Here is a 9982-nt window from a genome sequence, read left to right as displayed (position 1 = left end):
CCGGGCACGTACCAAGCGCGTCCGGCGATTGAGGACAGGCCCCGGTGGCCGTCGGGGTTTCGTGGCCACCGGGGCGGGGTGTCAGTCCTTGATTTCGCAGATCGTGGCGCCGGACGTGAGCGACGCGCCCACTTCCGCGGCGAGGCCCTTGACCGTGCCCGAGCGGTGGGCGTTGAGGGGCTGTTCCATCTTCATGGCCTCCAGGACCACGATCAGGTCGCCCTCCTTGACCTCCTGGCCCTCCTCGACCGCGACCTTCACGATCGTCCCCTGCATCGGCGAGGCGAGGGTGTCGCCCGAGGCCGCCGAGGCCGACTTCTTCGCCGCCCTGCGCTTCGGCTTCGCGCCGGCGGCGAGGCCGGTGCGGGCGAGGGTCATGCCCAGGCTGGTGGGCAGGGAGACCTCCAGACGCTTGCCGCCGACCTCCACGACGACCGTCTCGCGGCCGGGCTCCTCGTCCGTGTCGGTGTCGGCCGCGGCGGCGAAGGCCGGGATCTCGTTGACGAACTCCGTCTCCATCCACCGCGTGTGGACCGTGAACGGGTCGGAGGTGAAGGCCGGGTCGGTGACGACCTTGCGGTGGAACGGGATCGCGGTGGCCATGCCTTCGACCGTGAACTCCTCCAGCGCGCGGGCCGCGCGCTGAAGGGCCTGTTCGCGGGTGGCACCGGTGATGACGAGCTTGGCGAGGAGGGAGTCCCAGGCCGGGCCGATCACGCTGCCGGTCTCGACGCCCGCGTCCAGACGGACTCCGGGACCGGTGGGCGGGCTGAAGAGGGTGACGGTGCCGGGGGCGGGCAGGAAGCCGCGGCCCGGGTCCTCGCCGTTGATGCGGAACTCGAAGGAGTGGCCGCGCACCGCCGGGTCGTCGTAACCGAGCGGCTCGCCGTCGGCGATACGGAACATCTCCCGCACCAGGTCGATGCCGGTGACCTCCTCGGTCACCGGATGCTCCACCTGGAGACGGGTGTTGACCTCCAGGAAGCTGATCGTGCCGTCGGCGGCGACCAGGAACTCGACCGTGCCCGCACCGACGTATCCGGCCTCCTTGAGGATGGCCTTCGACGCCGCGTACAGCTCGGCGTTCTGGGCGTCGGTGAGGAAGGGCGCGGGCGCCTCCTCCACGAGCTTCTGGTGGCGGCGCTGGAGCGAGCAGTCACGCGTGGAGACCACCACGACATGGCCGTGGGAGTCGGCGAGGCACTGGGTCTCGACATGGCGGGGCTTGTCGAGATAGCGCTCCACGAAGCACTCGCCGCGCCCGAAGGCGGCGACGGCCTCGCGGACGGCGGAGTCGTACAGCTCCGGGATCTCCTCCAGCGTGCGGGCGACCTTCAGACCGCGTCCGCCGCCGCCGAAGGCCGCCTTGATCGCGATCGGCAGGCCGTGCTCCCGGGCGAAGGCCACGACCTCGTCGGCGCCGGACACCGGGTCCGGGGTGCCGGCGACCAGCGGCGCGCCGGCGCGCTGGGCGATGTGCCGCGCGGCGACCTTGTCGCCGAGGTCGCGGATCGCCTGGGGCGGCGGGCCGATCCAGGTGAGACCGGCGTCCAGCACCGCCTGGGCGAACTCCGCGTTCTCGGACAGGAATCCATAGCCCGGGTGGACCGCGTCCGCACCGGAGTCCTTGGCCGCCTGGAGCACCTTGGCCATGTCCAGATAGCTGGCCGCCGGGGTGTCACCGCCCAGAGCGAACGCCTCATCCGCCGCGCGGACGTGCAGAGCGTCCCGGTCCGGATCCGCGTACACCGCGACGCTCTCGATCCCGGCATCCCGGCAGGCACGGGCAACGCGGACAGCGATTTCGCCTCGGTTGGCGATGAGCACCTTGCGCACGATGGCTCCCTCCTTGAAACAAGCTGAGTTTAGGGACTGCCGACACGCCCCATCGAACAGTCCCCATTCGTGAGCTTCCCCACACGGAGCGTGTTTCGAGGCTCGCTCAAGTCGCGAAATCCCTTGTGACACCACGGTACGCCGCGATCCACCGTCGCACAGTAGCGTCCCGATGTGGTCCAGCTCTCTGTCCGAGTGCCCCTCGGCGGATCGCGATTCTTTGTGGAGTCCCTACGAATGGCCGAATGATTCTTTGCCTCTGCTCGGGCCCTTGTCCGAAGGTTTACCCGTTAGTAGCGTGCGCGATGTCGTTCGTACTGGCGGTAACAGCGATAAGGGGGGAAGCCGTGGCACGGAGACCGGTGGCATGGGTGGCTGCGATCGTGCTGCTGCTGGAGGCGCTCGGCGCGGTGTTCGTCAACGGCGTGCTCGCCACGGTGGTGGACAACCAGCGGATGTCCCTGGCCGGGCTCGATCCGGGCGCGATGTCCACGGGCACCTGGGCGTTGGGCGCGGTCCTCGGGCTCTGTCTCGTGCTCTGCGCGGCTGTTCTGGTCCGTACGGCCGTACGGGACCGGGCGCCCGGTCGCGTCGCCCGGTGCGCCCTGATCGGCTGCGCGGTCGTGCACGCGGTGCTGGGCGCGGTGACGGTGGGTCTGGTCGGGTGGCCGGCCTTCGCGTTCCTGATGGTGGTCATGGGCATGCTCGTGCTGGTCGTGGTCGCCTACGGGCCGGGGCCGCGCGGGCGCGGGAGCCGTGCCGAGGGGCCGGCTCCGGCCTGAGCCGACCGCCTTGGCGGTGTGCGCGGTTCAGACCCACAGATCGGTGATCGTGACGCCGTGTTCGGCGAGCAGCCGGCGCAGCAGGGGCAGCGACAGACCGATGACATTGCTGTGGTCGCCCTCGATCGAGTCCACGAAGGGCCCGGAGCGGCCATCCAGGGTGAAGGCGCCCGCCACATGGAGCGGTTCGCCGGAGGCGACGTACGCGGCGACCTCGGCGTCGCTCGGGCTGCCGAAGCGCACGGTCGTGGAGGCGGTTCCGCAGGCGCGCCGGCCGGTCGTGGTGTCGATCAGGCAGTGGCCGGTCCGCAGCACACCCGCACGGCCGCGCATCGACTTCCAGCGGAAGGCGGCCTCCTCGGCGTCCACGGGCTTGCCGAGCGCCTCGCCGTCGAGTTCCAGGACGGAGTCGCAGCCGATGACCAGGGCACCGGCCGTCTCGGGGAGCGCGGCCACCGTGGTGGCCTTGGCCTCGGCGAGTACGAGCGCCAGTTCGGCGGGTGTCGGCGCGGACAGCGCGTCCTCGTCGACACCACTGACGATCACCTCGGGCGCGAGGCCGGCCTGCCGGAGCAGTCCGAGCCGGGCGGGCGAGGCGGAGGCGAGCACGATCCGGCGGCGCTGAGCAGTCATGCGGGCCATGGTAGGCCCCGGCCCTTCCCGGCGGGAGCGCCTTGCGCCCGTCAGGGGAGGCCGAGCACGACCATGGCCACCACCACCGTCAGCGCGAGCAGCACGCCCGCGCGTCGCAGCATGGTCTGCGCGTCGCGCAGTTCCTCGGGCGGCTCGTTCTCGGGATCGGACCACAGCATGGGACCGATCTTCCGGCCGTCGTGCCCGCCGCGCCTGAGTACCCGTACTCAGCCGCCGTTATCCGGGCCAGTACGTCCGTGCCCAGGCGCGCGGGCCCGGACTCGGTGTGCGCCGGCGGGCGATACGGGTGGGGGACGCCCACTCGGCGGGCGGTTCGGGCGCCCGCGCCGGTGAGCCGGCCGCCGCCGCCGCGGCACGGGCCTGGACCACCGCCAGCGCGGCGGCCAGCTCCTCCCGGGTCGGCTTTCCCCGTACGACCTTGATCATCTGCGGCTCCTTCCGGGAGTTCTAGAGCGGGATGTTCCCGTGCTTCTTGGGGGGCAGGCTCTCCCGCTTCGTACGGAGCTGGCGCAGGCCCTTGACGATGTGCGCGCGGGTGTCCGAGGGCATGATCACCGCGTCGACATAGCCGCGCTCGGCCGCCGCGTACGGATTGAGCAGCGCGTCCTCGTACTCCTGGATCAGCCGGGCGCGCGCCGACTCCCGCGCCTCCTCGTCACCCGCCGCGGCGATCGTGCGGCGGTGCAGGATGTTGACCGCGCCCTGTGCGCCCATCACCGCGATCTGCGCGGTCGGCCAGGCCACATTGAGGTCGGCGCCGAGGTGCTTGGAGCCCATGACGTCGTACGCGCCGCCGAAGGCCTTGCGGGTGATCACCGTGATCAGCGGGACGGTGGCCTCCGCGTAGGCGTAGATCAGCTTGGCGCCGCGCCGGATGATGCCGCCGTACTCCTGGTCCACGCCCGGCAGAAAGCCCGGGACGTCGACGAACGTCAGCACCGGGATGTTGAAGGCGTCGCACGTACGGACAAAACGTGCCGCCTTCTCCGAGGCGTTGATGTCCAGACAGCCCGCGAACTGCATCGGCTGGTTGGCGACCACACCGACCGGGAAGCCCTCCACCCGGCCGAAGCCGGTGATGATGTTCGGCGCGAAGAGCGCCTGCGTCTCCAGGAACTCGCCGTCGTCCAGTACGTGTTCGACGGCGATGTGCATGTCGTACGGCTGGTTGGCGGAGTCCGGGATCAGCGTGTCGAGTTCACGGTCCTCGGCGGTGGTCTCCAGACCGGCCTGCTCGGGGAAGGCGGGCGGCTCGGAGAGATTGTTCGACGGGAGGTACGAGAGCAGGGACTTGACGTACTCGATCGCGTCCTTCTCGTCGCCCGCCATGTGGTGGGCGACCCCGGAGGTGGTGTTGTGCGTCCGGGCGCCGCCCAGCTCCTCGAAGCCCACGTCCTCGCCGGTCACCGTCTTGATGACATCGGGGCCCGTGATGAACATGTGCGAGGTCTGGTCGACCATCACCGTGAAGTCGGTGATCGCCGGGGAGTAGACCGCGCCGCCCGCGCACGGGCCGACGATCAGGCTGATCTGCGGCACCACACCCGAGGCGTGCACATTGCGGCGGAAGATCTCGGCGAAGAGACCGAGCGCGGCCACGCCCTCCTGGATACGGGCGCCTCCGCCGTCGTTGATGCCGATGACCGGACAGCCCGTCTTCAGCGCGAAATCCATCACCTTCACGATCTTCTCGCCGTAGACCTCGCCGAGCGAGCCGCCGAAGATCGTGAAGTCCTGCGAGTAGACACAGACCGGACGGCCGTCGACGGTGCCGTAACCGGTGATGACACCGTCTCCGTACGGGCGGTTCTTCTCGATGCCGAAGGCCGTGGAGCGGTGCCGGGCGAACTCGTCCAGCTCGACGAACGATCCCTCGTCGAGCAGCAGACCGATCCGCTCGCGCGCGGTCAGCTTGCCCTTGGCGTGCTGCTTCTCCACCGCGCGCGCGGACCCCGCGTGGGTGGCCTCCTCGATACGGCGCCGGAGATCCGCGATCCTGTCCGCGGTGGTGTGGGCTGCGGTGGTTCCGGCGGTTCCATCGGTGGGTCCGTGGGCGAATTCCGGCTCGGACATCGGGATGCGGCTCCCTGCGGGTCACGGATGCGGGTGTTCCGGTGCTACTGATCCGTAGCGTATCGGCGTGGATACCGTTCGGCAGTGCGGTGTTTGCCACACCTAGGGTGGCTTGCATGAACGACTCCGACACCCCGGTGAGCCGCTGGTCCGACCTCGGCCGTCCACCTCTCAACGCTAGCGCGCTGCGCCGCGGGCTGATCAGGCCCGGCGGGCTGTGGACCTCGCTCGACGTGGTCCCCGCGACCGGCTCGACCAACACCGATCTGGCCGGACGGGCGGCTGCGGGCCTGGCCGAGGGCGCGGTGCTGGTCGCCGAGGAGCAGACGGCCGGACGCGGCCGGCTGGACCGGCGCTGGACGGCGCCGGCCCGCTCCGGGCTCTTCTTCTCCGTCCTGCTCAGGCCGGGACCCGAGGTGCCGGTCCGGCACCACGGCTGGCTGCCGCTGCTGGCCGGAGTGGCCGTGGCGACCGGTCTGGCACGGGCCGCGGGCGTGGACACGGCCCTCAAATGGCCCAACGACCTGCTGGTGACCGTGGACGGCGAGGAGCGCAAGGCGGGCGGGATCCTCGCCGAGCGCGCGGGCGACGGCGCGGTCGTGGTGGGCATCGGGCTGAACGTCTCGCTGCGGGAGTCCGAACTGCCCGTGCCGACGGCCGGCTCGCTGGCCCTGGCGGACGCGGTGTCGCTGGACCGGGACACGCTGCTGCGGGGAGTGCTGCGGTCACTGGAGCGGTGGTACGGGCAGTGGCGGGAGGCGGGCGGCGATCCGGCGCTCTCCAGGGTCCAGGAGGCGTACGCGGCGGGCTGCGCGACGCTGGGCCGGGCGGTACGGGCGGAGCTGCCCGGACAGCGGGAGCTGGCCGGCGAGGCGGTGGCGATCGACAGCGAGGGCCGGCTGGTCGTACGGACCGGTGACGGCGAGCGGCACGCGGTGGGCGCGGGCGACATCGTGCATCTGCGGGCGGCGGGCTGAGCCGGCAACGGCGGCCGGTCGCGGTCGGCGGCGGGCCCGGCGCGGTGGGCCGGTGACGGCGCGCGGCGGCCCGCCGGGCCCGCGGTGGCGGCGCGCGACGGGGTGATTCCGGGGCGTCAGGACCGGCCGGAGCCTCTCACGCCGACGGTCCCGCGGACGTATAAATAGGCTGGTGGGTGGGACGTGAGCCAGGGCACATCTGCCGTATCGTTGAGGCGGTCCACGACAGATCGGCAGGACAGTGCGCAGGGAACGGGCAGGAGGCGGCTGGTGACCGTCGACGATTCGACTTCCGGCGAGGATGCGCAGCGGCCGTCGGAACCGTCCGGATTCCCGACCCCGCACCATGTCGTCGACCACACGGCCGAGCCGACCCACGACCCGCTGGCCATCCGCCTCGAACAGCTCATCCTCGGCGCGGAGCGCCGCTACACGCCCTTCCAGGCGGCCCGTACCGCCGGTGTCTCGATGGATCTCGCCTCCCGCTTCTGGCGCGCCATGGGCTTCGCCGACATCGGCCAGGCCAAGGCGCTCACCGAGGCGGACGTCCTGGCGCTGCGCCGCCTCGCGGGTCTGGTGGAGGCCGGGCTGCTCAGCGAGCCGATGGCGATCCAGGTCGCGCGGTCGACGGGACAGACCACCGCCCGGCTGGCGGAGTGGCAGATCGACTCGTTCCTGGAGGGGCTGACCGAGCCGCCCGAGCCGGGCATGACCCGTACGGAAGTCACGTATCCGCTGGTGGAGCTGCTCCTGCCGGAGCTGGAGGAGTTCATCGTCTATGTCTGGCGGCGCCAGCTCGCCGCCGCGACCGGACGTGTCGTCCAGGCCGCCGACGACGAGGAGATGGTCGACCGCCGGCTCGCCGTCGGCTTCGCCGACCTCGTCGGATTCACCCGGCTGACGCGCCGGCTGGAGGAGGAGGAACTGGGCGAGCTGGTCGAGGCGTTCGAGACGACCTGCGCCGACCTCGTGGCCGCGCACGGCGGCCGGCTGATCAAGACGCTCGGTGACGAGGTCCTGTTCGCGGCGGACGACGCGGGCACGGCCGCGGAGATATCGCTGCGGCTCATAGAGACCATGGCCCACGACGAGTCCATGCCCGCGCTGCGGGTGGGCATCGCGTTCGGCACGGTCACCACGCGGATGGGCGATGTCTTCGGTACGACCGTGAACCTGGCCAGCAGGCTCACCTCGATCGCGCCCAAGGACACGGTCCTGGTCGACGGCGCCTTCGCGGAGGAGCTGATCCGTACGGGCGAGGCGCCGGCCTCCGAGGCCCAGGCGGCCGAGGTGGCGGCGCGGGCCGACAAGGAGGGCCAGGTGCCGCCTCCGTACCGCTTCGGGCTCCAGCCCATGTGGCAGCGGCCGGTGCGCGGGCTCGGTGTGGTGGAGCCATGGCTGCTCGGGCGGCGGAACACCTAGGATCGGCACCCGGTGAACCATCGTTAACCGGGAGGGTGCTGTGATGGCCGGGACTGAAGAGGCCACGGAGAACGTGGCAGGGGACGGGCGGCGGTTCGGGGAGCACGTCGTCGTACGGCGGCACGGCGGCGGCGGTCATGTCGCCGAGCTGGTGCTCGACCGGCCCAAGGCGATGAACGCCGTGTCGACGCAGATGGCCAGGTCCGTCACCGCCGCGTGCGTGGCGCTCGCGGCCGACCCGGGCGTACGTGCCACCGTCCTGACCTCCACCCACGCGCGGGCCTTCTGCGTGGGCGCGGACCTCAAGGAGCGCAACTCCCTCAGCGACGCCGAACTGCTGCGGCAGCGGCCGGTCGCGCGCGCCTGCTACACCGGCGTGCTGGAGCTGCCGATGCCGGTCGTCGCGGCGGTGCACGGCTTCGCGCTGGGCGGCGGCTTCGAGCTGGCGCTCGCCTGCGATCTGATCGTCGCGGACCGTACGGCGGTCCTCGGCCTGCCCGAGGTGTCGGTCGGGGTGATCCCGGGCGGCGGCGGTACGCAACTGCTGCCGCGCCGCGTCGGGGCCGCGCGGGCCGCCGAGCTGATCTTCACGGCCCGGCGTCTGGAGGCGGCGGAGGCGGAGCGGCTCGGTCTGGTCGATGTGCTGGTGGACGAGGGGGCCGACCGGGACGAGGCCCTCGCACTGGCGGAGCGCATCGCCGCGAACTCGCCCGTCGGCCTGCGGGCCGCCAAGCGCGCGCTGCGGCTCGGGCACGGGCTCGATCTGCGGGCCGGTCTGGAGGTGGAGGACGCCGCGTGGCGTTCCGTGGCCTTCTCCGGGGACCGCGCGGAGGGGGTCGCGGCCTTCAACGAGAAGCGGAGGCCGCAGTGGCCGGGAGAGTGAACGGTCCCTGTGGGTGAAGGCACGGAAACCGCTCCTCGCCGCGGATGATCAAATCCCGCCATACCGTCCTAGGCTGGGGTTATGGGAGTGGATGGGCGTCTGCGCGCCATAGTGGAACTGTCTCAGGCGATGGCGGCGGCTCCTGCGCCGATCGAGTCCTGGCGGGCCGCCGCGCAGGGCGCGCGCGAGGCGCTCGGCGGGAGTTTCGCGGCGCTCTCGGTGTGGGAGCGGGAGCTCGGACGGCTCAAGGTGCTGGTGAACGTGGGGGAGCGGGCCGAGGGCGAGGAGGAGTTTCCCGAGGACGAGACCTATCCCGTGCACCGGTTTCCCGAGATCACCGAGTTCCTGCACGAGCGCTGGGCGGCGGGCGGCGGTCCGAAGGCCTGGGTCGAGACGGCGACGGACCGCGCGCCGGCCGCCGGCGCCGCGCGGGCGGCCGGATACCGCCACGAGCGGGTGGCGACACTGCACAGACGCGGCCGTGGCTGCTGTGTCGTCGCGCCGATCGTGCTGCACGGGCGGGCCTGGGGCGAGCTGTATGTGGCCCGTCCCGAGGGATCGCCGGTGTTCGGCCCGGACGACACGGACTTCGCGACCGTCATCGCGTCCGTGGTGGCGGCGGGAATCGCCCAGACCGAGCGGCTCGAAGAGGTCCGCCGGCTCGCCTTCACCGATCCGCTGACCGGGCTCGCCAACCGGCGGGCGGTGGACGTACGGCTGGACGAGGCCGTCGGCAGGCACCGCGAGGACGGGGCCGTGGTGAGCCTGGTCGTGTGCGATCTCAACGGCCTGAAGCGGGTCAACGACACGCTCGGGCACGCGGTGGGCGACCGTCTGCTGGAACGGTTCGGCGCGGTTCTCTCCGTCTGCGGCGCGAAACTCCCCGGCGCGCTGGCCGCGCGGCTCGGCGGCGACGAGTTCTGTCTCGTGGCCGTGGGGCCGACGGCGGACGAGGTGATCGCGGTGGCGGACGAACTGTGCGCGCGGGCGGCCGAGCTGAACCTGGGGGAGGGCGTGGCGTGCGGGATCGCCTCGACGGGGGATCCGATCGGGGAGGTACGGACGGCGCGCCGGCTGTTCCGGCTGGCGGACGCGGCGCAGTACCGGGCGAAGGGGGCGCGGTCGCGGGAACCGGTGGTGGCGGGCCGGGACGGCACGGTGGTGTCCCTGGCGGACGCGCCGGGGCGGGCGGGCGAGCGGCGCCGCTTCCGAGACGCGCCTCCGCCTCCCGGCTAGGTCCTGTCCGGGCGATCTTCGTGGATCAGGCCGCGGCGTCCGGTGCGGTGGATCGCAAGGCGGAGGATCGCCCGTGTACTGGACGTACTCGGGCGACGCCGACAACGCCGCGAGGTGCC

General features: G+C 72.0%; 10 protein-coding genes. 5 read left to right on the top strand and 5 right to left on the bottom strand.

Translation table 11 applies throughout. The features are described 5' to 3' along the window. Positions 1-81: 81 nt before the first annotated feature. Positions 82-1836 (bottom strand): ATP-binding protein, encoded by a 1755-nt coding sequence (locus tag BFF77_RS13040; RefSeq protein ID WP_066948126.1) that lies wholly within the window; start codon positions 1834-1836, stop codon positions 82-84. A 305-nt stretch (positions 1837-2141) separates the two neighbouring features. On the opposite strand from BFF77_RS13040, the gene BFF77_RS13035 reads away from it, so the two are divergent. Beyond that, a complete protein-coding gene (locus BFF77_RS13035; RefSeq protein WP_066948123.1) occupies positions 2142-2618 on the top strand; it encodes a hypothetical protein in 477 nt (158 codons plus the stop codon). A gap of 27 nt (positions 2619-2645) precedes the next feature. Here the strand turns inward: BFF77_RS13035 and BFF77_RS13030 are convergent, their stop codons facing one another. From BFF77_RS13030 to BFF77_RS13020, 4 genes are read right to left on the bottom strand one after another with little or no spacing between them, the layout of a single operon-like run. Beyond that, a complete protein-coding gene (locus tag BFF77_RS13030; protein ID WP_211280217.1) occupies positions 2646-3260 on the bottom strand; it encodes a Maf family protein in 615 nt (204 codons plus the stop codon). A 41-nt stretch (positions 3261-3301) separates the two neighbouring features. After that, complete coding sequence (gene mmpB / locus BFF77_RS37745) at positions 3302-3430, bottom strand: morphogenic membrane protein MmpB (protein ID WP_281196420.1); 129 nt, start codon at positions 3428-3430, stop codon at positions 3302-3304. Between the two features lie 58 nt (positions 3431-3488). Beyond that, positions 3489-3698, bottom strand: coding sequence for an acyl-CoA carboxylase epsilon subunit (locus BFF77_RS13025; protein WP_066948117.1), 210 nt, complete (start codon positions 3696-3698; stop codon positions 3489-3491). A gap of 21 nt (positions 3699-3719) precedes the next feature. Further along, a complete protein-coding gene (locus tag BFF77_RS13020; RefSeq protein WP_066948113.1) occupies positions 3720-5345 on the bottom strand; it encodes an acyl-CoA carboxylase subunit beta in 1626 nt (541 codons plus the stop codon). 116 nt (positions 5346-5461) lie between these two features. On the opposite strand from BFF77_RS13020, the gene BFF77_RS13015 reads away from it, so the two are divergent. The 4 genes from BFF77_RS13015 to BFF77_RS13000 all read left to right on the top strand — a co-directional run bounded on the left by BFF77_RS13015 (position 5462) and on the right by BFF77_RS13000 (position 9863). Further along, positions 5462-6322 carry a biotin--[acetyl-CoA-carboxylase] ligase gene (locus tag BFF77_RS13015; protein WP_066948110.1) on the top strand — a complete coding sequence of 287 codons (861 nt, stop codon included), beginning with the start codon at positions 5462-5464 and terminating at the stop codon, positions 6320-6322. A 270-nt stretch (positions 6323-6592) separates the two neighbouring features. After that, positions 6593-7744: an adenylate/guanylate cyclase domain-containing protein gene (locus BFF77_RS13010; RefSeq protein WP_066948107.1), complete on the top strand. Its 1152-nt coding sequence runs from the start codon at positions 6593-6595 to the stop codon at positions 7742-7744. A gap of 43 nt (positions 7745-7787) precedes the next feature. After that, positions 7788-8627, top strand: a complete 840-nt coding sequence (locus BFF77_RS13005) for an enoyl-CoA hydratase/isomerase family protein (protein ID WP_066948104.1) — start codon at positions 7788-7790, stop codon at positions 8625-8627. A gap of 81 nt (positions 8628-8708) precedes the next feature. After that, entirely contained in the window at positions 8709-9863 is a 1155-nt protein-coding gene (locus tag BFF77_RS13000; RefSeq protein WP_066948101.1) for a GGDEF domain-containing protein, read from the top strand. The last annotated feature ends 119 nt before the right edge of the window (positions 9864-9982 follow it).

Source organism: Streptomyces lushanensis (genome assembly GCF_001700515.1).
Classification (GTDB): domain Bacteria; phylum Actinomycetota; class Actinomycetes; order Streptomycetales; family Streptomycetaceae; genus Streptomyces; species Streptomyces lushanensis.
The sequence above is the reverse complement of the archived record's forward strand: the minus strand, read 5'-3'. Positions and strand labels throughout refer to the sequence as shown.